Below are 24,651 nucleotides of genomic sequence, written 5' to 3' on the forward strand. Positions count from 1 at the left end.
TATTATGAAACAATGGCTTCTAACCTTATCGGTCCTGTTTGTCTCATTCAGTTCTTATGCTACCCAGCGCATTGTCACCCTCGGTGGCGATGTGACAGAAATAGTTTATGAACTTGGCGCTCAAGACCAACTTGTGGCCCGTGATAGCACCAGCTTGCACCCAGAGCAAGCGACTAAGCTTCCTGATGTGGGCTACATGCGAATGCTTAATGCAGAAGGCGTGCTTTCAATGCGCCCAACATTGGTCCTTGCCAGTGAATTAGCAAAACCATCCATGGCGTTAACGCAAATAGAAAAAAGCGGCGTTAAAATCATCAAAGTCACGGGAAAGCCGAGTTTAGAAGCCATTCCAGAAAAAATCACCACCATTGCCACTGCGGTTAACAAACCTGAGCAAGGCAAGCAATTGGTGGATAAATTTAATCAATCACTTAGCCAAGTCAACACCGCGCCAATTGATAAAAAAGTTTTATTTATCATGAGCCACGGTGGTGTACTTCCCCTTGCTGCGGGGAAAAAAACCGCGGTTGATAGCATGATAACCGCAATTGGCGCAAAAAATGCAATGGCCAATTTTGATAGCTATCGCCCGCTTTCCTCGGAAGGTTTATTGTCCAGCCAACCAGACTTAATTGTTTTCACTGAAGAAGGCATTAAATCATTAGGTGGCGTTGATCGCGTGTGGAACTTGCCTGGTATCGCCATGACCCCTGCGGGGAAAAATAAAGCACTCGCCGTCGTTGATGATGTGGGCATGCTGACATTCAGTTTAGGCACGCCAAAAGTTATGCAGCAGCTACGAGAGGCATTAGAGAAGTCCCAATGATCCGTTTTAAACGCCCTTTTTTCGTTATTCTTATTTTATTATTCGTGCTTTGTGGCTTGACGTTTATTGCATCCAACGCAGGGCCGATAAATTTTTCGTTCAATACACTGTGGCAGGCTTCTGCTACTGACCCTGACTGGCAAATTTGGCTAAATATTCGTTTGCCACGCGTCTTAATTGCCATTTTAGTGGGGCTAGCATTAGCTGTGTCTGGCGCCATTATGCAGGGGCTTTTTCGTAATCCACTCGCTGACCCTAGTTTACTGGGCATTAGTAGTGGTGCAGCATTAGCCGTTGCCGCTTTTATCGTTTTATCATTTTCATTACCAGCAGTAATGCAAAACTATGGCCATATCGCAGCAGCTTTTATTGGTAGCTTAGTTGTCTCCTTAATTATTTTTAGCTTAAATCGTTCATCCAACGGTAATTTGGCGCGTCTACTCCTGGCTGGTATCGCGATAAATGCACTGTGTATGTCATTTATCGGCGTACTCAGTTATATCAGTAATGACCAACAACTCAGAACCTTTAGTCTCTGGATGATGGGTACACTGGGAAATGTGGATTGGATGTCTCTAGCCATTGCCGCTACGGTCATTTTACCTGTCACCCTAGTGTGCTTATGGCAGGGAAACAAGCTAAATATCCTCCAATTAGGAGATGAAGATGCTCATTACCTTGGTTTGAATGTTGAACGGGCTAAATTTACCTTGCTGTTTCTCAGTGCCTTATTAGTCGGGTGTGCGGTGGCGATGAGTGGCGTAATTGGCTTTGTTGGGTTAGTGGTTCCACACTTAATCCGCATGACATTAGGCCCCGACCATCGTTGGTTAATACCAGGGGCAGCCATTGTGGGCGCTGCCCTGTTATTAATCGCCGACACCATTGCCCGTACCGCGGTCGCCCCTGCTGAAATCCCTGTGGGTCTGCTTACAGGGCTAATTGGTGGGCCATACTTCTTATGGCTTATTTTACGCCAGCCTGCGGGGAGAATGTAAGCAATGCAAGATAAATCTATTTTATTAGAGGCACAAAATCTCATTTATCAAATAGATGATAAGGTATTGATTAACAATGTCAGTCTCTCGATTAAACAACATGAAATGGTGGTCATTATTGGCCCTAATGGTGCAGGAAAATCCAGTCTACTAAAACTGTTAACGGGCTATAATTCCCCCACACAAGGTACCTGCTTGTTAGAGGGGCGCTCTTTAAAAGAGTGGCAAGGTAATGAGTTAGCACGTAAACGAGCAGTAATGAAGCAACATAGTCATTTGCAATTTGCTTTTACTGTTGAAGACGTTGTAGCCATGGGACGTACCCCTTATGGTTCGGAACACAAGCAAGTTGCTATTGAAGAAGCATTATCCCTGACCCATTGCCAAATGTTGCGCCACCGTGATTATCGGCAACTTTCTGGCGGTGAACAACAACGTGTTCAATTAGCACGTGTGTTAGCGCAGTTATGGCAACCCACACCTCAAAGCGCTTGTCTATTTTTAGATGAACCCACGTCGGCTCTGGATTTATACCACCAGCAACATAGCTTGCGCTTACTTCACCAGCTCACCCGTGAACGCCCAATTGGCGTGTGCTGCGTACTTCATGATTTAAACCTAACTGCATTATATGCCGATCGCGTTTTTTTAATTCACGAAGGGAAATTAGCCGCTAGCGGTACTCCTGCGGACGTGTTAACAGCAGAAAATCTCACTCGCTGGTACCAAGCAGACTTAGGGGTGAGCAAACACCCTGAAAATGATACACCTCATATCTATTTGCGCCATTAATCGTTAAGTTCAATTCATACCTCATAAGAGCACACAAACATCGTGCTCTTTCTTCATATCGACTAAAACATTCTACTCATTTGTTTTCTTTGAGCTATTCATTTCACAATTATCTTATAGCACCTAAACTTTCGCGATAAATCAATCATTCACTTACATCTCTAAAAAGGCGTGAAGTTGGTACAATCTATTGATAGTCATTTGAAATTTGAAGATAAATATTAAGAATTTTCCCCTAGAATACGCCTAAATACACAAATGGACTAACAAGGCAGAAAATGGAAAACAATATTATCCAAACATTGATTGAATTGACGCATCGTGGCAATGATGATGTGAAAATTGCCGCAATTTCTGCGTTAGGGGATTATCGAGCGACAGTCGAACAACAGACCGCAGTTCATCGTCTACTCGATTTATGTAAAGACCCAAATAAAGATGTGGCTGTATCCGCGATTAAAGCACTAAGTAAGTTATCTGAACATTTTGAATAAAAACCTTTGCCTTCGATTAAGTTAATTCGTTAACGAATCCACTGATATTTTCGCTCGTTTTTTAGCCTCCTCCCCACACTTTTTCTTACTAAATCAAAAACTCAGGTAGGTACGGTACACTCTCTGCCGTCCTGTCATTTTTATCATCAAAACCAATAAATTACATCTCATCTCATTTCATCCACTTTTTTTTATATTTTTAAATAAATAATTTTGATAATATTAGTATCATTGGATTTAAATGCTGATATATATTAAATATCAGTATATTTAACTACCTTAATATTTATAACATGATTTCGTAGGATAGATAATGGATACACAAGTCATCAATACACTGCTCGATTTAACCAATAGAAAAAATGACGATGTCAAAATAGCGGCAATTTCAGCGCTTGGTGATTGCAAGTTGCCAATAAACCAAATGAATACCATGAGCCGGCTGCTAGAACTTTGTAATGATCCGAATCGAGATGTGGCTATCAGCGCGATTAAAGCTGTGAGTAAGCTTTTAAATCATGATAATGAATAAGACAAATAACTTATTCACAATTGTGATAACTAGAAGGAAATAGAAGGGTAACATTAATTATAATCCTACCCTTCTCTATTTATTACGCCTGCTTTAAATGACGTGCGTGAAAAGCAATATGTTCACCAATAAAGCTGCTAATAAAATAGTAGCTATGGTCATAGCCATCACGTAAATGCAGTGTGCAATCAAACTGTTTTTGCTCACTTATTTTTGCGAGTAACTCAGGCTTTAATTGCTCATAATAAAAGGGATCTGCCGTGCCTACATCCACTAACATTGGTGGCGTTTTTTCGGCTTTGCCCAGTAACTCAAGCGTGTCATATTGTCGCCATTGTGCTGTATTGCCCCCCAAATACGCGGTAAAGGCTTTTTGCCCCCATGGTACTTGTGTCGGTGCAATAATCGGCGCAAAAGCAGATAAACTGCAATAACGCTCAGTATTACGCAAACCAATCATTAACGCCCCGTGTCCTCCCATAGAATGCCCTGAAATTGCTCGTTTGTCAGTTACGGGTAAATAATTTTCGACTAAAGCGGGTAACTCTGAAACGATATAATCATACATTTGATAATGACGTTTCCACGGTTCTTGTGATGCATTGACGTAAAAACCAGCCCCTTGCCCCAGGTCATAGGCTGCATCATCTGCCACGCCTTCGCCCCTTGGGCTGGTATCTGGTGCAATCAGGACCACGCCCTGTTCTGCGGCAAATTGTTGCGCCGCTGCTTTAGTGATGAAGTTTTGCTCGTTACATGTCAGCCCTGACAACCAATAAATCACAGGGCAAGGCTGCGTTTGTGCCTGCGGCGGCAAATAAGCTGCAAATTTCATTTCACAACCTAGCACCGTTGATTGATGTTGATAAACATCCTGCCAGCCACCAAAGCAAGCATGGCGCTCAATTCTCTCCATCAAAGACTCCTTATTCGTAGTGAATGACGGTGCGGATAGACTTGCCTTCATGCATTAAATCAAAGGCTTCATTGATGCTATCAAGGGGTAATGTGTGAGTCACAAACGGCGCGAGTTCTATATCACCTTTCATTGCATCTTCAACCATTTTTGGCAGTTGGCTGCGCCCTTTCACACCGCCAAATGCGGTTCCACGCCATGAGCGACCTGTCACCAATTGGAATGGGCGAGTTGAAATTTCCTGTCCCGCACCTGCAACACCAATAATGATCGACTGCCCCCAGCCACGATGTGCGCTTTCCAATGCCGCACGCATGACATTCACGTTACCAATACATTCAAAGGTGTGATCGACACCCCATTCGGTCATTTCAATCAATACTTGTTGAATCGGCTTATCAAAGTCCTTTGGATTTAAGCACTCTGTTGCACCGAATTGGCGGGCTAATTCGAATTTTGAGGGATTCGTATCAATAGCAATAATACGACCCGCTTTGGCTTGTCTAGCACCTTGAATAACCGCCAACCCAATACCGCCTAACCCGAAGACCGCAACTGAGTCCCCTTCTTGTACTTTCGCTGTATTATGTACTGCACCAATACCCGTTGTCACACCGCAACCTAATAAGCATACTTCTTCATGGTTCGCTTCAGGATTAATTTTAGCGAGGGAAACTTCAGCGACGACGGTATACTCACTAAATGTTGAGCAGCCCATATAGTGATAAACAGGCTCACCATTATAAGAAAAACGCGTTGTACCATCAGGCATCACACCTTTGCCTTGCGTCGCACGCACAGACACACATAAGTTCGTTTTGCCTGATTCGCAGAAAACACACTTCCCACATTCAGCGGTATACAATGGAATAACGTGGTCACCTACGCTGACACTCGTCACACCCTCACCGACCTCAACCACAATACCTGCGCCTTCATGGCCTAACACAACTGGAAATAGCCCTTCTGGGTCATCCCCTGAAAGTGTGAATGCATCCGTGTGGCAAACACCTGTATGGCTGATTTTAACCAAAACTTCACCCGCTTTTGGCGGCATAACGTCGAGCTCAACAATTTTCAGTGGCTCCCCAGGAGCAAATGCAACTGCTGCACGTGATTTCATCGTTGTTCCTTTTTTATTTAACGCAAATAAGTGCGAATAAGTGAAATAGCATCATCAACGGACTCTTTTTGATGCTGTGTGGTGGCAGACTCTTGGAGCCCCTCGCGTAAATGACTTTCTAGTACCCCCGCCATTAATCCATTAACAGCACCACGAATGGCTGCAATTTGCTGTAAAACTGCAGCACACTCCACTTCATCCTCTAGGGCGGATTCAAGAGCTAAAAGTTGCCCTTTAAGTTTACGAACCCGAGTCAGTACCGCTTTTTTTTCTTTTGGTGAATGTGGCATCTTTGAGCCCCTTTCATATACATAGGGGGAGTATAGTATCTATATTGCTATCAGTACAGAATGACACTATTTAATTTACTTATTTAAAGCACAAAAAAAGAAAAAATGGCAAAGTGAGCTCTGTTTCACTTTGCCAGTTATGGAGATATAACAATAGGAATTACAACAAATTAAAGTATTTATCAGGTTTATTGACAGGGGGAAGCGGTTTGAGATCCAGCATGTCCATTGCATTTCGCTCGATACTATTGCAAATCGCATTTAATGGCAGGTCATTCGCAGAAGTCCCAAAAGGATCTTCCAATTCTTCCGCTAATGAGTCCCACGCTAAAAAGGTATATGAAATAAATACCGAAACAAATGGGGTCATATAGTGTAAATCAACCACTAACGCAAACGGCAATAACGTACAAAATAAATACACAGTGCGCTGCAAAATCAAGGTATAAGCAAAAGGAATAGGGGTATTCGAAATACGTTCACAACCACCTAAAACGTCAGATAACGCATTAATATCTTTATTGATTGCTTGGAATAATACATCGCTAATCACTTTATTATCACGCAATTCCCCGACCTTCAGGCCAATCTGCATTAAAATACGGCTACTTGGAAATGGACTATGAATGACTTCATCAAAAATAGCGCGCGGCAGCAGCCGATATAAATCAACAATGGGGCTGGTTTTTCTTAGCTCATGTTTTAAGCTCCAACCAAATGCAATCAATAAGTGAGCGAATTCTTTTTGCGCAGCTTTGTCATTTGGTAATAACCCTTTAATATTTCTTAATATATTGCGTTGATTAATCAACAAATTAGCCCAAAGTGTTCTCGCTTCAATTAAACGGCTATAACACGCGTTATTACGAAAACCTAAAAAGATAGCAATGGCTATCCCTAATAAACTAAAAGGCGCAATAGTTAAATGAATACCTAATTGTTCGTACCATTGGTAACTCAATACGGCAACAATCGAAATCATGATATTAAGAGATAAGCGAAAGGTGATTTTTGACAGCACGGAACCGTGCCAATCGAACAACCGAAAAAACCAGTGTTGATGCGGGCGAATGACCATAATGTAATCAATAATAATTTAGCAAAACGACATAAAACTTATTATTTCATTTATCAAACTGATAATCTATAGGCCATAATTGATTAACAGTTTCCTATTAATTTCATCTAAAGATAAAAAATAGCTGATGGACACTCTCCAGAGCAGCTATTTTTTCTATATTATTTATTCCATTGTACTATTTCGTTTTCAGTTAGCATTAAGGGTTGCGTACTGCCAGTCTCAGCCGATTTTACCGCAGCTTCCAGAACTGCCATAACCGCCAGCGCTTGCAATGGTGTTACGGGATTAGATGCATGGCCATTCAATGCATTACGGATGCCCACATAATACTGGCTTTGGTCACCTTTTGGTGTTTGCTGCTGCTTAGGTACCAACGTCTCATCGATTAAAATAATGGAATCATTATCCAATCCCCATTCTTTATCTTGAGGAGTGATCCCTTGCAGTAATTGTTTTTCTTGTTGATCTGGCTGAGATTTTACAGCACTGCCTTTATCACCATGCACAGTGAAACGCGTAAATCCACCCGCGGCTAACATGCTGCAATGTAAAATCACTTTATGGGTTGGGTAGTTTAATAACACATGTGCCCAATCATTAATTTGACCATTATTCCTTAACGTCGCAATATTACCTTGCACAGACTGCGGCAGACCAAACAGTTGTAGTGCTTGGTCAATTAAATGTGGGCCTAAATCAAACCATAAGCCACTACCTGGTAAGTTTTGTTCACGCCAACGTACTCTTACTTCAGGGCGAAAGCGGTCGATGTGAGATTCAAAGTGCTTTATTTCACCTATCTGTTTTTGTTCAATCACATTTTTAATAGCAAGGTAATCGCTGTCCCAGCGGCGATTATGAAATACAGATAATAAAATATTGTGGGCTTTCGCAAGTTCAATCAACTCTCTTGCTTCTTGCATATCCAACGTAAATGGCTTATCAACCACCACATTTTTACCCGCTTCAATTGCTAACTTTGCCAATGGTGCATGAGTCGCATTTGGGCTTGCTATCACCACTAAGTCAATATCAGAACGAAGAATAGCCTCCTCGGGTGATGCTATCACCGTGGTGTTTGGAATATCACGTTTTACTTTTTCCTCATCACTTGAAGCGACGACAGCAAGATTCAACCCATCAACAGACCTAATTAAAGGTGCATGGAATGTTTTACCCACAAACCCATAGCCAATCAGTGCAACATTAATTTCTTTGCTCATAATCTTACCTGTTCATTAAATACTAAGAGAATTTACAGTCACCTTGCTATTAGGACTGAGTTCATCCCAATCACAATCTAAAAATAATTGGTCAATTTCGTCTAAATTAGCAACTAAATAAGGCTGACATAGGTTTAATTTCGTGCTGTCTGCAACCACCCAATGCATTTGACTATTGGCAATCATGGCGCGCTTTACATCACAATCCGCTTCCTCTGAGGCACTTAGCCCCAGCGTGGAGTGCAGTGCACAAGCGCCTAAAATGGCAATATCCGCTCTGTACCTCGCCAGCATAGATAATGTGGCACTTCCAGAAAATAACCTTTGCTGAGGATCCCACTCACCACCGAGCAAAATTAACTGGATATCGGTGCGGTCACTGAAGTGGGTCGCGATGTCCAAGGATGTGGTAATGATTTTCATCGGGCCTTGGATAAAGCTAGCAACAGCCATTACCGTACTGCCAGAATCAAGGAAAAGTGTTGAGCTCTTCGGAATCAATTTAGCAACCTGTTGCCCTAATTGTTTTTTAACCTCAGGCAATAAAATATTTCGCCCGCGACGGCTCATAACTGGCACATTGAACCCCACAGCGCCGCCATGGTTTTTTTGTGCCAAACCTTGGTTTTCTAGTTCAGTTAAATCACGCCGGATAGTATCAGCAGAAACATGCAACTGATTAGATAAGTCTGCAACACTCACCTGACCATTTTTTGCTATTATTTCAATAATATAATTCTGTCTCGCTTGTTTATGCATAACCGCAAAATCTCGCAAAATACTGCAATATGCATCATATTACCGCAATACGAAAAGAAATAAACATGAAAATAGCGCAATCATTACCGACATTTTTAATTTTATTAACTTGACATACTGTTATGTTGAATAAGAAAGGAGATTGCACATAAGAGAAAGGTCGAGATACAGTAGAAAACCGCCTATTCGGTTCTCTACTTAGCTTGAATTAAAACACTAGCTTTTTAACGATTCTAACCGTTTAATTTCATCACGTAATGCATCAATTTCGCGTTCTAACTGACGACTTTCATCTGAATAATATTTACTGTTCAGTTTTGTTGGCCCTGTAGCCCCAGAGTAATGATCATAACAACGGTTTTGTACATTAGAAATAGCACGTTGTAACCCAGCGACTCGATGACGGTTCCCATGTGCTTTTGCGTATTTTAGCTGTTTTTCAAGTTGGTAAATTTTATTATCACAACCAGAGTAATTAGAACCCGCTTGGGAAGATAATGGAATAAATAGTGTTGATAAAATAATTAGCATTATCTTTTTCATTTAATTCTCCAAATATAAAAAATAAATTAAATTTTACCTATTTCATCACTTTTATATTTTATTAATATAAGCAAGCTCCTAATTTAGCTTAAGATAACAATTAAATCTAAAATAGTCACATTATAAAGCAGGATAAATGATAACATATATTTATAGTTAAGACGCCAAACAGGTCTGATCACTTTTTATGATAATTTATTACAGACAGACATAATTTTCCTTGTTACCTTACTCTCATGGACTTTTCTCTACACGGATGTAGACACTTCTTACTTCGAACGGTCATAAGCACTAGGCCGCTTTTCAAACAGATACTTCAATTTATTCAATTAAACCCTGTCTTTTAGCTTAATTTTTTAAAATATTTATTAAGCACAAATAGCACAAAATCATTTTTATCTAAAAATAAAAAAATTCATTTAATTTGTATTTACTTAAACCTATAGGAATAAGTTTAAATCCCCCCTTATTTTCATATATTTTTTGCAGTCTCTTTATGGGCAAAGATATACTCTAGCCAAAGGTAATACTAAAGAGAGTAACCATGCACTCAACTAAATTCGAGCTCACATTTGCCAGCGCTGACGAACAACATTTTCATACAGCCTTAAAACAAGCCAGCCAAGATTATCTACAAAGCAAACACGATCACGTATATGCGAGTAAAACCGATATTGCAGTAGTCATCATCTTATTCAGTACCGCAATATTATGCTACCTACCTACGCTGTTTACCTCATCCGTATTAACTTACAGTTTATCCTATTTTATTTTTGTTCTGCTCATCATGTTCCTCAATGTCATTGGGCAACACGATGCTTGTCATAATACGTTATTTAAAAATAGTTGGAAAAACCGGGTATTTGGACGTTTAGTCACCTTACCTTTAGGGTTAGAGCCTGAATTTTGGCGAACCCGCCATGTTCACTACCACCACCATTTTGCCAATATTGAAGATTATGACTTAGACACAGAAGAAAATGGCATCTTTCGCCAAACGCCTTTTCAAAAATGGCGACCTTTCATGAAGTATCAACACATTTACTGGCCATTTATTGCGTCTTTTTCTTTAACATGGATAGCACTGGTTTTTGACTGGTCGGATAGAACAGGGAAAACACGCCTGAAAGATAAAAAGGTTTTAGCGGGAAAAAAAGGTTGGGCACTTTTTATTACTAGCAAAATTGGTCATTTACTACTGATGCTAGGCTTCCCTTTACTTTTTGCCCATGAACATGGAATAAGTTTAACCGCTATTTTTGTCACTTATATTTTAAGCCAAATGATTGCATCTATTTTTGTCATTTATTTGCTTTTGGGGACGCATTGGGCTGAAACTGAATTTTTTACTGCACCAGAAGACAAACAAATTAAGCATGGTTGGTACCATCATAATTTTGTTACTGCCTGTGATTGGATACCAACACCACATTGTCTATGGCGTTTAACTGGCGGACTTAATTATCATCTCACCCATCACCTTTTCCCCAATTGGCACCATCGCCACTACCCTGCCTTGGCAAAGATTTTGGGTGAGTTAGCGACGCAACACAACATGCCTTACCGCTGCATTCGTTATAATGAATTGGTCGCAGCACAAATTCGCTTCTTAAAAAAAATGGGTGAAAAACCACACTAAATGTCGTCTCACTGTATGCATATTCTATTAATACAGTGAGGTCACTTTTCTATTTAAACAGTTACTCAACAAACTAATTATTTAAGCATTTATTAGACCTTAAAATAAATGCTTAAGGTTCATTAACCAACCATATGGTATCCTACTAAATAACCTATACCCATATTATTTTTGGTGAATAATTAAAACAATTGATTTAATTATTGATATAAATTCAATCAAAAAACTATAATATTAATTATTTTAACATTCATTTATCACTTGTTTAATTTTCATTTATTAAGGAATTATTAAATTCACTATTGCATTCATTGATACTTCATTTAAGTTATCCAAAATATACTTCATAAAAAATAATATTTCTAATTTACACACTACATTTTATAGAATGGTTGACACTCGCATGAAAAAAGCAGAGTACATTATAAAAAAACTACGCACATTTATTATTAGTGATAAGCTTTATCTTACTAATAAATTTGCAAAAAAACTAAATTATCGCCCTGATTTTAAAACACCTAAAAGCTTCAATGAAAAGGTGAATTTTAGAATGCTGCGTGATAAAAACCCACTGTATACACAGCTTGCTGATAAACTAGCCGTCAGGAGCTACATCAGTCGAACCATTGGCGATGAGTATTTAGTTCCTATCTTAGCCACCTATCGTCATGTAGATGAAATTAATATCGATACACTTCCTGAACAATTTGTCCTCAAATGTAATCATGATAGCGGCAGCAGTGTAATTTGCCGAAACAAAGAAAAATTTGATTGGCAACATGCCAAAGATAAATTGTCATTTCATTTATTCAAAAATCTTTATTACATTACTCGCGAACGTCATTATAAAAATATTTCACCACAAATTATTTGTGAAAAATATATTGACTTATTCGCCAATAAAAATAGAAAACTCGTTCCTGAAACTTGCCGTATACATTGTTTTTCAGGTAAGCCTGTCTATGCAGAAATCGATTATACTGATGAGTCAGGTGAAGAGTTTATCAATATCTATGATATTAACTGGCAATTGCAACCCGTCACTTTTGGCTATCCAAATATGTTAGAGCCAGTATCTGAGCCACCTCTCTTTAAAGAAATGCTACGCTTGGCTGAAATTCTCGTCACACCATTCGATTATTGCCGTGCAGACTTTTTGATGTCTGATGAAAACACCTTGTATTTTAGTGAACTCACGTTTGCCCCTAATGCAGGTAGAACAGAAATATCACCATTGTCGTGGGACTTTAAATTAGGGGAGCATTGGGAACAACGCATTACCCAATCTGCGGGCTATGCGCCTCTCGAAGGTGCCTTATCAACTATCTCCGTGAATAAGAAAAAGTAACGAATAGAAAAAAGGCCCTGTGAATTCACAGAGCCTTTATAAACCATATTAACTTAAACAGTTAATTCGCCAGCACACTCGCTTTACGACGCAAGCTGGCTATTAACATATAAATTGCCGTCACGAGCAACACAATAAAGAAGAAATCCACTAACCCATTATGCTGACTTAATAATGCGCCCGCCGCGATTGGGCCCATTGCTGAACCAATGCTATAACTAAATAACATCACTTGTGTTGCAGCAACAATATAGGATGAATCCAAGTTGTCACACGCTAAAGTAATCGCAACCGGGTATAACGCAAATGAAGACATTCCTAACAACGCTAATGCAACAATCATCACTAAGTAGTCGCTAGAAATATAAATAACCCCCATCGCGAATACCCCTAATAAGGAAACCATCGCTAATAACAAGGTTTTGCTCATCAAAATTGACAACTTACTGACAACAGGCTGGATCAACATACCACCCAAAATAATTGAAGCCATCAAAACCCCAACTTGGTCAGTCGTGAATTGTTCTTTCTTCAACGATAAAGGCATCAACCCATAAATCGTACCCATAGTGATACCTGAAACCATACACCCAATAATTGCAGGTTTACTTAATCGTGCAATTTTTTTCAGCGATAATTTTTGGTGTGACCCGCTATCTGGCTGCCCTTGGCGAACGAATAATGGGGGCATTACAGCTAATAACAATAAGCCCAATACAACCATAAAAGGATAAGCACCTTGGGTTCCGATAACGCCAATCGCGAGTTGCCCTAACGTTGTCCCGCCATATAATGACGTCATATAAAAGCTTAATCGCTTAGCTCGCTCTTTCGGGCTGTCACCAATCAGCAGCCAGGATTCAACCACCACAAAGATACCCGCAACCGCGATACCTGCAATTAAACGGTTTGGAAGCCAAGCTTCAATCGAAGGTGCCCACGGCAAAACCACAACCGTTGCGGCTAGCATTAATAAAAAACCAATAAAAGCGAGGCGATGACCAATTTTGGCAATCACGGGCTCAATTAGCATTGAACCAATTAATAAGCCAATGTAGTAGGCACTTGCTAACCAACCTGCGTACTGCGTATCAATTCCGAAGCTCCCCATTGATAATGGGATTAAGCTCATTAAATAACCCGATGCAATAGCAAAAATCGTTAACCCTGCAACAGGAACGAATGCATTATCGCGTTTGCGCATGATAGTAGTGGACTGATTCACGCCCCACTCTCCAACAAATAAAAATAAATAATATGCGCTGCAACTACATCGTAGAATACGACAAGGCTGTGATCTCAAAAAAGGAACACATTTCGGCGATTAGTGCAGGAGTAAAATATAAAAATAAGACTGATTTGAGCGCAATATAGAACGTTAAATCGGTAAGTTAAAATGAGAAAATCTAATGGTGACTAGTAAAATAATTTATGTGAGAAAAATCACGTTTTTTCCGAAAGAGAATTTAAATCAATATCGACCATTAAAACAAACAAAACCCTTTAAATTCATACCGATAAAAAAACAATCACTTTTCTTTTTTTGTTACAGATTGACACAACTTAAGCCAAATGGAAAAGGCCATAAAAGTACTCAATGGTAAAATAATTTATTTATTATTTAATCTTGCTATCACGCCCAATGCAAAATACCTTTTTTGCTGGCAAGAGAAATGAAAGTAACTTAATTTATACTTCTATAATGCCCTATTTAATTCATTTCGTTTTTAGTCAAAAATACTTAATAGAACATACGGTTTAATAATTTCTTTCCGCATAGTTTACCAACTAGCATTTTTCTAATGCAGAAAGGCGGCGCCAAAGTGTTGTTCTGCTAATCCCTAGGTACTGAGCTACCGCTTTACGATCACCATTAAACCTTGCCATTATGTCAGTAAGTGATTCCTTACCTCTATCAATAACAACATCATTGTCATTTACTATCCACTGGCGTTCGGGAGATAAACTGATCAGCATCTCTTCAGTAATGGCCTTTTCAGGGTATGCACTACAATAAAGCGCAACTCGCTCCATTAAGTTTCGCAGCTCACGCACATTTCCTGGCCATGCATAATTTAGAAAAAAATGACGACAGCTTAAAAGCTGCTGTACCCGAAACGCAGGGAGCGGTAAAACCAAACCAGCAAAAGCCAATTTTAAAAGCCTCTGTGCGAGAAAAAGAATGTCTTCACCTCGCTCATTAAGCGCAGGTACTTGCATCCGAAGTACCCCTAAACGGTAGAATAGGTCAGCACGAAAATGCCCATTTTTCACCCAATCATCTAAATGGCAATGGGTCGCACAAATCACACGCACATTGACTTGCAAAGGTTTATAACCACCAATCCGTACCACAGAGCGCTCTTCCAGCACCCGCAAAAGTCGCGTTTGCAACGCTAATGGCATTTCGCCAATTTCATCTAAAAATAACGTGCCACCATGAGCTAGTTCAAACAACCCTGCTCTTCCCCCACGCCGTGACCCTGTAAATGCCCCCTCTTCATAACCAAATAATTCAGCTTCTAATAATGTTTCAGGGATCGCGCCACAATTAACCGCGACAAAAGGCATTTGCTGCTTACTGCGTTTGTGCTGATTAAATAATGTAAATTCATGGTGAATCGCTTGTGCCACCATTTCTTTCCCTGTTCCGCTTTCGCCTTGGATCAGCACAGTAGCCTCTGAGCGTGCATATAACATAATCGCCTGTCTTACCCGTTCCATTGGCAATGATGAACCAATTAAGTCATTGATTGTATGGCGGACTTTTGGCGGGGTAACTGGTAGATATTTATCTGATGAATGGCGATTACGGTGAGACATTCGGCTTAACTCAATAGCATCGGAAAATGCCTGCCGTATGGTTTGAGTTGAATAGACAAAAATGCCTGTCATTCCCATTTCATCCGCTAAGTCCATAATCAACCCAGCGCCGACAACCACTGAAATCCCCATCGATTTCAAAGCTTTAAGTTGTTCTCGTGCATCTTCGGCGGTAACATAGCTACGTTGTTCAATTTGCAATGCAAAACGTTGCTGAAAATCGGTTAATGATGGAATGGTATTTTTATAATTAATAATACCGATCTTATCACTGATTTCTCGCCCCTTCGCAAGTGCTTGCATTACGTCAAATCCGTTGATATTAACGATGATAACAGGCACAGAAACATGACTTTTGAGGTAAGCACCGTTTGAGCCAGCACTAATGATAGCATCACAATGCCCTTGCTTTAGCCTCTCTCGTACCTCTTCCGCCGCCTGTTCAAATCCCAGATTTAACGGTGTAATGTCTGCTTGTTCACTAAATTCGGGGCTTATATCGCGAAAAAGTGTATATAGCCGTGAAACAGACACTGTCCAAATAATCGGTTTTTCCATCTATTTCACTCCCTCACAGTTATGTTTCAAAAAATGTTTCAATTAACAATAGCGCGTTTCAATGAAACATGCTAATCACAGATTAGAAATTTGTTTTCTTTATCACAAACCCACACAACACCCAACCAATTAATTTATAAAGATTTATTTCAAATAACCCACCTTTAGGCTAGTTGGCATGCCAATTGCTATATGATTATAGTGACCTTAAATAAAAACAATTTATTAACAATTAAGAGGCTTCTATGACATCTATTCCTGCTGGACAAAAATTCCGCGATGCTGTCGCTCAAGAATCCCCCCTTCAGTTAGTTGGGACGATTAATGCCAATCATGCCCTTCTTGCCCAACAAGCAGGCTATAAAGCGATTTATTTATCTGGTGGTGGCGTCGCGGCAGGATCATTAGGTATGCCTGACTTAGGGATCTCCACTCTAGAGGATGTGTTAATTGATATTCGTCGCATTACTGATGTCTGTGATTTACCCCTGATGGTTGATGCCGATATTGGCTTTGGCCCTTCAGCTTTTAATGTCGCTCGCACCGTCAAGTCATTTTGCAAAGCAGGTGCGGCGGGATTACACCTTGAAGACCAAGTCGGTGCGAAACGCTGTGGTCACCGACCTAATAAAGAGATTGTCTCAACACAAGAAATGGTAGATAGAATCAAAGCCGCGGTAGATGCCCGTACTGATGATAGTTTTGTGATTATGGCTCGCACAGATGCACTCGCCGTCGAAGGCCTAGATGCTGCACTTGAACGAGCTCAAGCCTATCTCGATGCAGGTGCAGACATGTTATTCCCTGAGGCTATTACTGAACTGTCTATGTACCAACAATTTACCCAAAACACCCCCGCACCTGTTCTTGCTAATCTTACAGAATTTGGCCAAACCCCATTGTTTACGTTAGATGAGCTTCGTAGTGTCGGTATCGCTATCGCACTCTATCCGCTGTCAGCTTTTCGTGCGATGAATAAAGCCGCAGAACAGGTCTACACTGCAATACGCCATGAAGGCACACAGAAAAACGTTATTCCTTTGATGCAAACACGTGATGAACTTTACCAAAGCATTCATTACTACGATTACGAACAAAAACTGGATGCCCTATTTTCGCAAAAAAAACCATAGACACACAGGCGGCACCAAGTTGAGTCTCCTCTATCCCTTACAAGGAAATTACGATGAATGAACAACTTAGTAACACCGTATCACCACAATTTAAGCCCAAAAAATCGGTGGCACTTTCAGGTGTTCCAGCGGGAAATACTGCACTTTGTACCGTAGGACGTAACGGGAATGATCTGCACTATCGTGGTTTTGATATTCATGACTTAGCCACTCAATGCGAATTCGAAGAGGTTGCACACTTACTGATACACGATAAGCTCCCCACACAAACTGAGCTCATCGCCTATAAAGCAAAACTACAAACCTATCGCGGGCTACCTGCAAGTGTGAAACAAACTTTAGAATCTGTTCCCGCAAATGCACACCCTATGGATGTCTTACGAACAGGGGTTTCGATGATGGGCTGTGTACTCCCCGAAAAAGATTCACACCCATTTTCAGGTGCCAGAGACATTGCTGACCGATTGTTAGCCTCATTAGGCTCAATGTTACTGTACTGGTATCACTTTAGTCACCATGGTCGTCGTATCGAAACGCAAACCGATGACGACTCAATAGGTGCCCATTTTTTGCATTTGTTGCATGGCAAAAAACCGCCAGCTCAATGGGAAAAATTCATGCATATTGCCGCAATTTTATATGCAGAACATGAGTTTAATGCCTCAACATTTGCCGCTCGCGTCATTGCAGGCACAGGTACCGATTTTTATTCAGCAATAACAGGCGCAATAGCCGCCTTACGAGGGCCAAAACATGGCGGCGCAAATGAGGTTTCATTAGAAATCCAGCAGCGCTATGCCTCAATGGATGAAGCCGAACGAGATATCACGGCTCGTATTCATAATAAAGAAGTCATTATTGGCTTTGGCCACCCAGTGTACACCCTTGCTGACCCACGCCATCCCATCATTAAATCCGTGGCATTGCAGCTTTCAGAACAAAATTTGAATCGCCATTTATACAGCGTTGCTGACCGTATCGAAACGGTAATGAAACGTGAAAAAGGCATGTTTCCAAATTTGGATTGGTTCTCTGCAGTGGCCTATCACTTAATGGGGGTACCAACCGCCATGTTTACCCCGCTATTTGTCATGGCGCGGACTGCAGGTTGGTCTGCCCATATTCTCGAACAAAGACAAGACAATAAAATTATTCGTCCATCGGCCAATTATATTGGGCCAGAAAATCAATTATTCACTCCAATAGAACAGCGTTAATAAAGGTAAAATAATGACAACACAAACCGTGAGTTCTCAAAAAATTGAATTTGATAAAGTTATCAGTGACATTGTTGATTATGTAATGGATTACCCAATTGTTTCTGAACTAGCTTACGATACCGCCTATCATTGCCTGCTCGATACGCTAGGCTGCGGCATGGAATCGTTAGAATACCCGGCCTGTAAAAAACTGTTAGGCCCAATAGTACCAGGAACAATTGTTCCCAATGGCACTAAAATTCCTGGCACCCAATTTCAATTAGACCCTGTTCAAGGTGCTTTTAATATTGGCACAATGTGCCGCTGGCTTGATTTTAATGATACTTGGCTCGCCGCTGAATGGGGCCACCCTTCAGATAACTTAGGTGGCATCCTTGCTACCGCCGATTGGTTATCGAGGGAAAATCTAGCTAAAGGCAAAAAACCGTTAATCATTAAAGATGTATTAACGGCTATGATTAAAGCACACGAAATTCAAGGGTGCATCGCCCTTGAAAATGCCTTTAACAAAGTCGGGCTCGACCATGTTATTTTAGTCAAAGTCGCCTCAACAGCTGTTGTCTCACAAATGTTAGGTTTAAACCGCGAACAGATCCTCAATGCTATTTCCCTAGCGTGGATTGATGGCCACAGCTTACGTACTTACCGCCATGCGCCGAATACAGGTTCAAGAAAATCATGGGCAGCAGGAGATGCAACCTCCCGTGCAGTTAGGCTCGCATTGATGGCGCAAAAAGGCGAAATGGGCTACCCAACGGCATTGACTGCCAAAACATGGGGGTTTTATGACGTTTTATTTAAGGGGCAGCCGCTTCGCTTCCAACGCCCTTATGGTTCCTATGTTATGGAAAACGTATTGTTTAAAATCGCTTTCCCCGCTGAGTTTCACTCTCAAACCGCCGTCGAAGCAGCATTACAATTACATAGAACATTAGCCGCAATGGGTAAAAGTGCCGATGATATTGCATCAATTACAATTCGCACCCATGAAGCCTGTATTCGCATTATTGATAAGAAAGGCCCACTCAATAACCCTGCTGACCGTGACCATTGCATACAATACATGGTGGCTGTGCCACTAATTTTTGGTCGACTCACCGCCGCTGACTATGAAGATAACATTGCGCAAGATAGCCGTATTGATGCGCTTCGTGCCAAAATACATTGCCATGAAGACACGCAATTTACCGCCGACTACCATGACCCAGATAAACGTTCAATTTCTAATGGATTAACCATTACGCTAAATGATGGTCACGTGTTGGATGAAGTGGTGATTGAATACCCTGTAGGCCATAAACGCCGCCGTAAAGAAGGGATGCCGTTGTTATTGAAGAAATTTAGAATTAACTTGGCAAGGCAGTTTCCTGAAGCGCAGCAGCTGCGTATTCTTCAAGCATCACTCGATAAACCCATGTTAGAAAAAATGTCCGTAAATGAATATATGGATTTATTTGTGATTTAAGCTCGCCCCGCCTTTAATAATGACAAAACGCCGCTATATATTGCGATATTGCGGCGTTGCTATTTTTTAGCATCAATAAATTAAAAAATAAATTGATAGCGGGTTTGACTGGAATAAATCCGCTGTGATTCAGCAATACCCGTATATAGATCCCCCCATTCAGGGTGATTGACCGCATCAGGTGGAAACTGTGTTTCTAAAGCCACCCCTGAATATGCGGTATAAATTTGGCTTTTTCCTGCAATAGCAAACAACTGATTACCACTATAAAGCTGCATCGCAGGCATTGTTGTGCTAATTTTCATCTGTACATCACCATCAGGCGCACCTAATGTTGCCACCGTTTGCAGCCCATCCGCCATACCGCTATTAAAGATGAACGTATGGTCATACCCACCAACCGCCGCTTGTACATCATCTTGTAAAAAATCTCGGCCAATGCGTTTGCTCGCTCGAAAATCAAAGTTCGTATCCGTGACATCCCGCCACTCCCCTGTTGGCAGCCCTTCCGCGGTTGTCGGTAAAAATGTATCAGCCGCTATCTGCAAGTCATGCTCAAATACGGTTCGAGCTGAATCTTCCCCCGCAAGGTTAAAATAGGTGTGATTCGTCAGGTTCACTGGACAATCTTCTGTTGATTGGTATTTATAATCAATAACCACTTGATTATCTTCAGTTAGTTCATAGCTAACCTCAACCAATAATGTCCCTGGAAAGCCTTGATCCCCCGCAGGCGAAACTAAAGAAAAAACTGCTTTAGATGGACTAGGCTGAATGATCCCCCAAATTCGATAGCTAAAATTGCTTTTTCCACCATGTAAACAGTGGATATCTTGATTATTGGAAACAGTATATTGATGGCCATTTAACGTAAATCGTGAGCCACAAATGCGGTTTGCAACTCGCCCGATGGTCGCACCGAGATAAACACCCTGCTCCATCTGCTTCGCCATGTTGGGTGACCCTAAAACCACATCTCGCTTCCCACTTGGTAAAGGCAATATACAGCTAACCCAGCTGGCGCCTAAACTTGTGAGTAAAACTTTCATTCCATTTTGATTAGTCAGTGCAATAACTTTTGGCGATCGGATAGCGTGACGCTGTTCTTGAGTAAACCGCATTTTTCCCTCAATATTCGACAGTAATCTATTCAGCTGAAGGGGTAAAATATTAACATTTGCTCAACCGCCCCTTCCGCGTGAACAAAAAAATTGTTCCATCCTGCAACAACAAGTTGATTTTCCACTGGTTGCCTATTGAGTGCAATAACTTATTGGCTGATATTGTTTTAATGTGACAAAAAAATAACCGAATAAGACACAAAATTCGGTTATTTTGAAAACATATTGGTAACCATTTTATTAATGCTTGATGTGTTTGTCGTAAGGGTCTAAGTGAGTCATCACATCTAAAATTTGTGGGTTTTCCATGAGTTTTTTACGTGTATTAACAGCAATATCATGCCCTTGTGTAATACTCATATTTCCATCAAGCTCTAAATGCACATCAACTAATAAAAAATCCCCTGATTTGCGGGTTTTTAAATCATGATAACCCGATAATTCGTCGATGCTATCTAGTACATCGCGGATTTCTTGTAGTGTCTCCTCATCAGCGCCTTTATCCATTAAATCTTGCATAGATTGATTGGTAAATTTAAAACCCATTCTGAAAACAAATGTCCCCACAATCATTGCAGCAAGTGGATCAAAAATACGCAGTCCACATAAATTACCCACAATACCAATAGCCACAACCAAAGAAGATGCAGCATCAGAACGTGCGTGCCATGCATTTGCAACTAACATGCTGGAATTCACTTTCTTTGCTACATACAACATATAACGGAATAATCCCTCTTTTGCGACTAATGCAACCAACGCTGCCACTAATGCAATCATATGAACTTCAGGGATCAAATCAGGATTGAGTAGCTTTTCAATGGCAGACCACACCATTCCCACTCCAACAATCAATAAAATAATCCCCAAAATCAATGATGCCCCATTTTCATAACGAAAATGTCCATAAGGGTGGTCTTCATCTGGTTTTTTGTGGCTCTTTTTATTGGCGATCAGAACAACAAAATCCGCGATTAAATCGGATAATGTGTGGATCCCATCAGCGATTAAACCTGACGAGTGAGAAAAAATACCAATAATGATCTGCCAAATAGATAGCAGCGTATTGACCAACACACTAATCAATGTGCTTTTTTTCGCCGCCTTAAATTTAGCCTGCTGAACGACAAATTCCTTGCTTGGCTGCCCTACCGCTTCATTTTTATTCATACCATCATTTCTTTAATGAAAAACAAAATAATTATCATTTAAATAAACTTTTTAAATCAATAAGTTAAATAAACACTCTGCCAATACTCGCACATTAAATGTTAAATGTCTCATGATAATTTGTAACCAGTTAGCTTGGATGAAAATGGTTATTCTTTATTTTTGATTACAAATGCGTTCATTATTTAAAATAGCGATAAATGCGCACTTAATAGCATTTCTTCTATCTTATTTAACTTATAGTATATAAATAGTGAATTGCTATAATCGATTTCAAATAACATATGAATGAGGTGGCTATGTATAAAAAAATTCTAGTTCCTATTGATTTACTAGAAGATGAGCTGAATCAGGACATCATAAAACACGTTGAAGCCTTAGCCATGTTGGGGGCACCTGAAATTCATTTTTTATCCGTCATTCCGAGTGTTGAATTATTTTTTGGTATTGAAATCGCCGCATTGCCCGAGAGTCAAAAAAACTCTGCGGAACGCTCTGTTTTAGCGATGCGTGCACTGGAAGAAATAATTAAAGACATAAAAGTGCCAGATGCTCAGATTAATTGCAAAGTCAGCATTGGCTCAGCGAAAGATGAAATCTTAGATTACGCACAAGAGATTGATGCGGATTTAATCATGGTGGGCTCACACCATCCAAGTACCTCAACTTATTTATTAGGTTCAACAGCGTCAGCTATTGTTCGTCATGCAAAAACATCGGTCTTTGTGATCCGCTAAAATAATAGATAAAAAAATGCCGCAAATTTATGGGGGTCACCTTCAATTAGCGGCATTTTTTATTTATTTTTTGGTGGAATCAATTAGCTTATCGTCTGTTGACCAAATACGATATTTAACATCCATATCTGCAGGCGCATAAACAACAATAGGGAGCTTGCTGTTATAACGAACAAACGCATCATCACCTAATTGAGTTGTGATAAAACGATCTTCAGCTGGCTTAGTACAGGCCATCATTGTTGATGCAGGCCCTTTAATTTCATCCAATTTATAGTAGTCGTAACCCCAGCCCTCTAAGGTTTTCTTATCAAGATCCCCCATAAACCACTGATGGTTACAATCTGCTTTAATTGTTTTACCAATGACCAGCTCAACCATAAAGTTATTTTCATTTTGCTGGTTTGCAAGTTGAATCACATGACGAGTCATACCTGATTCTGCTTTTGGATATGGTGCGATCTTTTCCAAGTCCTCCGTTGCTACTGCACAAGATGAGACAAGTGCCGCTGCCATTACAGATAAAATCGCTTTTTTCATCATTTATTCCTATTTCAAAAGAGAAAATCAATTAAAAACTCTAAGTTCCACTACATAGTAAGTCAATTACACTGTAATTATCACTATAGATGATTCTTAATTACAAAAATATAGGTTTTTCACAGTAGATAGACGTAATAGTACTTAATTTTAGTATAAGGATCATAAAAATGATAAAAATTATGTAAATTACCCGCTAATTTAATGCACAAAATATGCGCACTGATTATACTAAATTTGAGGCTTAATACATTCTGAGGAGGTAGTATGTTATCAGCAGATCAAGATTTAGTTTCAAAATTAGTATCCACACATCCCCGTTTTCAAACGTTATATGAAAAGCATCATCGACTCGATAAAGAAATCAGTAAACTCGAAGGCCCATCTGGCGCTGGTTATAACGAGCACGTAGCCAAACTAAAAAAAGAAAAATTACATCTTAAAGATGAAATGCAAAAAATAATGCAATCTAGTCTGTAACCTATTAAAGATAGGCTCGATGAGTTTATCTTTTTATTGAATATCCAAGTGGTTTCAGTAAAAGAGGGTGGCCCACTGGTTAGCCCTCTTTTTCATTATCCCCAAATTTATTGAACTCTATCAAAGAATCTATCGTTAAGCTCTCATAAGCTTTCTATTGAAACTATTAAAATGTATATTAAATGCATGTTTTATTTTAAGCAGAGACAATCATGGTTGGTAAACGAATAAATCGGGAAATTCAAACGATTGAAAAAATGATCAACATCTATGAGAAAGCGCACTCAGCCCCCAATGACATACCAGATTATTATCAAAAGCTTTTCACTTATGCCGTTAATCGCTTAGAGAAATGTCGTTATGGGGAAGCAAAGCCTGCCTGCAAACAATGCCCTATTCATTGCTACCAACCGAAAATGCGAGAACAAATGAAGGCAGTGATGCGCTGGGCTGGCCCTAAAATGCTGTTACACCATCCAATACTCGCAATTCGACACCTACTTGATGACCGTAAGCCAGTGCCCAAACTTCCAGCTAAAGTTAATAAGCGCAGCGCAGAACCAAGACATAAATAAGTAGAATTAACTTAAGGGCAGAAACATTACAGCATAATCCACATAAGCGTAAGCTACATTTTTTATGCTTATTGACATAAGGTAGTCTTATTCTTTCAATATACTCTCACCATTAAGAAATTATCAATATCCAACTGATATATTTATGTTTTTCCATAAAACACCTTTTATGCGTAAACATAAAAACGAGAAACACTGGAATCCATCACCTTAACACTGACTATTTATGACTGAAATATGCCCTTATAAAAAATAGTAACCCAAA

25 protein-coding genes are annotated in these 24,651 nt (G+C 40.1%); 13 read left to right on the forward strand and 12 right to left on the reverse strand.

The genetic code is table 11. The features are described from left to right. The first annotated feature begins 4 nt into the window (after nucleotides 1-4). From M1F05_RS13650 to M1F05_RS13670, 5 genes are all read left to right on the forward strand, one after another. Entirely contained in the window at nucleotides 5-826 is an 822-nt protein-coding gene (locus tag M1F05_RS13650; protein WP_206082614.1) for a heme/hemin ABC transporter substrate-binding protein, read from the forward strand. Beyond that, nucleotides 823-1,824: a FecCD family ABC transporter permease gene (locus M1F05_RS13655; protein WP_206082615.1), complete on the forward strand. Its 1,002-nt coding sequence runs from the start codon at nucleotides 823-825 to the stop codon at nucleotides 1,822-1,824. The genes M1F05_RS13650 and M1F05_RS13655 overlap by 4 nt, the downstream gene beginning before the upstream one ends. Nucleotides 1,825-1,827: 3 nt before the next feature. Further along, nucleotides 1,828-2,616, forward strand: a complete 789-nt coding sequence (locus M1F05_RS13660) for a heme ABC transporter ATP-binding protein (protein WP_206082616.1) — start codon at nucleotides 1,828-1,830, stop codon at nucleotides 2,614-2,616. Nucleotides 2,617-2,894: 278 nt separating this feature from the next. After that, nucleotides 2,895-3,110: a HEAT repeat domain-containing protein gene (locus M1F05_RS13665; RefSeq protein WP_206082617.1), complete on the forward strand. Its 216-nt coding sequence runs from the start codon at nucleotides 2,895-2,897 to the stop codon at nucleotides 3,108-3,110. Nucleotides 3,111-3,423: 313 nt separating this feature from the next. Continuing rightward, on the forward strand, nucleotides 3,424-3,642 hold the full coding sequence (locus tag M1F05_RS13670) for a HEAT repeat domain-containing protein (RefSeq protein WP_206082618.1): 219 nt from the start codon (nucleotides 3,424-3,426) through the stop codon (nucleotides 3,640-3,642). An 82-nt stretch (nucleotides 3,643-3,724) separates the two neighbouring features. Here the strand turns inward: M1F05_RS13670 and fghA are convergent, their stop codons facing one another. From fghA to M1F05_RS13705, 7 genes are all read right to left on the reverse strand, one after another. Then, entirely contained in the window at nucleotides 3,725-4,558 is an 834-nt protein-coding gene (fghA, locus tag M1F05_RS13675; protein WP_206082619.1) for an S-formylglutathione hydrolase, read from the reverse strand. Nucleotides 4,559-4,568: 10 nt separating this feature from the next. Further along, nucleotides 4,569-5,681: an S-(hydroxymethyl)glutathione dehydrogenase/class III alcohol dehydrogenase gene (locus M1F05_RS13680; RefSeq protein WP_206082620.1), complete on the reverse strand. Its 1,113-nt coding sequence runs from the start codon at nucleotides 5,679-5,681 to the stop codon at nucleotides 4,569-4,571. Between the two features lie 17 nt (nucleotides 5,682-5,698). Continuing rightward, nucleotides 5,699-5,971 (reverse strand): formaldehyde-responsive transcriptional repressor FrmR, encoded by a 273-nt coding sequence (gene frmR / locus M1F05_RS13685; RefSeq protein WP_206082621.1) that lies wholly within the window; start codon nucleotides 5,969-5,971, stop codon nucleotides 5,699-5,701. Between the two features lie 160 nt (nucleotides 5,972-6,131). Next, nucleotides 6,132-7,049: a bestrophin family protein gene (locus M1F05_RS13690; RefSeq protein WP_206082622.1), complete on the reverse strand. Its 918-nt coding sequence runs from the start codon at nucleotides 7,047-7,049 to the stop codon at nucleotides 6,132-6,134. A gap of 161 nt (nucleotides 7,050-7,210) precedes the next feature. Beyond that, nucleotides 7,211-8,275, reverse strand: coding sequence for an oxidoreductase (locus M1F05_RS13695; RefSeq protein WP_206082623.1), 1,065 nt, complete (start codon nucleotides 8,273-8,275; stop codon nucleotides 7,211-7,213). Between the two features lie 15 nt (nucleotides 8,276-8,290). Then, a complete protein-coding gene (locus M1F05_RS13700) occupies nucleotides 8,291-9,034 on the reverse strand; it encodes a DeoR/GlpR family DNA-binding transcription regulator (protein ID WP_206082624.1) in 744 nt (247 codons plus the stop codon). 216 nt (nucleotides 9,035-9,250) lie between these two features. Beyond that, complete coding sequence (locus tag M1F05_RS13705; protein ID WP_206082625.1) at nucleotides 9,251-9,577, reverse strand: DUF1090 family protein; 327 nt, start codon at nucleotides 9,575-9,577, stop codon at nucleotides 9,251-9,253. A gap of 544 nt (nucleotides 9,578-10,121) precedes the next feature. On the opposite strand from M1F05_RS13705, the gene M1F05_RS13710 reads away from it, so the two are divergent. Together M1F05_RS13710 and M1F05_RS13715 are read left to right on the forward strand one after the other, a co-directional pair. Further along, complete coding sequence (locus tag M1F05_RS13710; protein ID WP_206082626.1) at nucleotides 10,122-11,216, forward strand: fatty acid desaturase family protein; 1,095 nt, start codon at nucleotides 10,122-10,124, stop codon at nucleotides 11,214-11,216. Between the two features lie 403 nt (nucleotides 11,217-11,619). Beyond that, nucleotides 11,620-12,564 (forward strand): ATP-grasp fold amidoligase family protein, encoded by a 945-nt coding sequence (locus M1F05_RS13715; protein WP_206082627.1) that lies wholly within the window; start codon nucleotides 11,620-11,622, stop codon nucleotides 12,562-12,564. Nucleotides 12,565-12,625: 61 nt separating this feature from the next. Here the strand turns inward: M1F05_RS13715 and M1F05_RS13720 are convergent, their stop codons facing one another. Beyond that, nucleotides 12,626-13,768 carry an MFS transporter gene (locus M1F05_RS13720; protein ID WP_206083018.1) on the reverse strand — a complete coding sequence of 381 codons (1,143 nt, stop codon included), beginning with the start codon at nucleotides 13,766-13,768 and terminating at the stop codon, nucleotides 12,626-12,628. 584 nt (nucleotides 13,769-14,352) lie between these two features. Next, a complete protein-coding gene (gene prpR, locus M1F05_RS13725) occupies nucleotides 14,353-15,945 on the reverse strand; it encodes a propionate catabolism operon regulatory protein PrpR (RefSeq protein ID WP_206082628.1) in 1,593 nt (530 codons plus the stop codon). Between the two features lie 245 nt (nucleotides 15,946-16,190). Here prpR and prpB point away from each other — a divergent pair, with 245 nt between their 5' ends. Genes prpB through M1F05_RS13740 form a run of 3 tightly spaced genes read left to right on the forward strand, consistent with a single transcriptional unit; the run spans nucleotide 16,191 to nucleotide 19,763 of the window. Next, nucleotides 16,191-17,078, forward strand: coding sequence for a methylisocitrate lyase (prpB, locus tag M1F05_RS13730; protein WP_206082629.1), 888 nt, complete (start codon nucleotides 16,191-16,193; stop codon nucleotides 17,076-17,078). A 53-nt stretch (nucleotides 17,079-17,131) separates the two neighbouring features. Beyond that, nucleotides 17,132-18,295: a 2-methylcitrate synthase gene (prpC, locus tag M1F05_RS13735; protein ID WP_206082630.1), complete on the forward strand. Its 1,164-nt coding sequence runs from the start codon at nucleotides 17,132-17,134 to the stop codon at nucleotides 18,293-18,295. 13 nt (nucleotides 18,296-18,308) lie between these two features. Continuing rightward, the gene (locus tag M1F05_RS13740; protein WP_206082631.1) at nucleotides 18,309-19,763 is read left to right on the forward strand and encodes a bifunctional 2-methylcitrate dehydratase/aconitate hydratase; all 1,455 of its coding nucleotides are present in this window, start codon (nucleotides 18,309-18,311) and stop codon (nucleotides 19,761-19,763) included. An 80-nt stretch (nucleotides 19,764-19,843) separates the two neighbouring features. Here the strand turns inward: M1F05_RS13740 and M1F05_RS13745 are convergent, their stop codons facing one another. Both M1F05_RS13745 and M1F05_RS13750 read right to left on the reverse strand, forming a co-directional pair. Further along, entirely contained in the window at nucleotides 19,844-20,884 is a 1,041-nt protein-coding gene (locus tag M1F05_RS13745; protein WP_206082632.1) for a galactose-1-epimerase, read from the reverse strand. A 240-nt stretch (nucleotides 20,885-21,124) separates the two neighbouring features. Beyond that, nucleotides 21,125-22,054 carry a cation diffusion facilitator family transporter gene (locus tag M1F05_RS13750; RefSeq protein WP_206082633.1) on the reverse strand — a complete coding sequence of 310 codons (930 nt, stop codon included), beginning with the start codon at nucleotides 22,052-22,054 and terminating at the stop codon, nucleotides 21,125-21,127. A 299-nt stretch (nucleotides 22,055-22,353) separates the two neighbouring features. Here M1F05_RS13750 and M1F05_RS13755 point away from each other — a divergent pair, with 299 nt between their 5' ends. Then, on the forward strand, nucleotides 22,354-22,791 hold the full coding sequence (locus M1F05_RS13755) for a universal stress protein (RefSeq protein WP_206082634.1): 438 nt from the start codon (nucleotides 22,354-22,356) through the stop codon (nucleotides 22,789-22,791). 63 nt (nucleotides 22,792-22,854) lie between these two features. On the opposite strand, the gene eco is transcribed toward M1F05_RS13755, so the two are convergent. After that, complete coding sequence (gene eco / locus M1F05_RS13760; protein ID WP_206082635.1) at nucleotides 22,855-23,331, reverse strand: serine protease inhibitor ecotin; 477 nt, start codon at nucleotides 23,329-23,331, stop codon at nucleotides 22,855-22,857. 267 nt (nucleotides 23,332-23,598) lie between these two features. On the opposite strand from eco, the gene M1F05_RS13765 reads away from it, so the two are divergent. Further along, nucleotides 23,599-23,811, forward strand: coding sequence for a DUF465 domain-containing protein (locus M1F05_RS13765; RefSeq protein WP_206082636.1), 213 nt, complete (start codon nucleotides 23,599-23,601; stop codon nucleotides 23,809-23,811). 212 nt (nucleotides 23,812-24,023) lie between these two features. Further along, complete coding sequence (locus M1F05_RS13770; RefSeq protein ID WP_206082637.1) at nucleotides 24,024-24,386, forward strand: nitrous oxide-stimulated promoter family protein; 363 nt, start codon at nucleotides 24,024-24,026, stop codon at nucleotides 24,384-24,386. Nucleotides 24,387-24,651 lie beyond the last annotated feature (265 nt).

Source organism: Providencia sp. PROV252 (assembly GCF_033676005.1).
Classification (GTDB): domain Bacteria; phylum Pseudomonadota; class Gammaproteobacteria; order Enterobacterales; family Enterobacteriaceae; genus Providencia; species Providencia vermicola.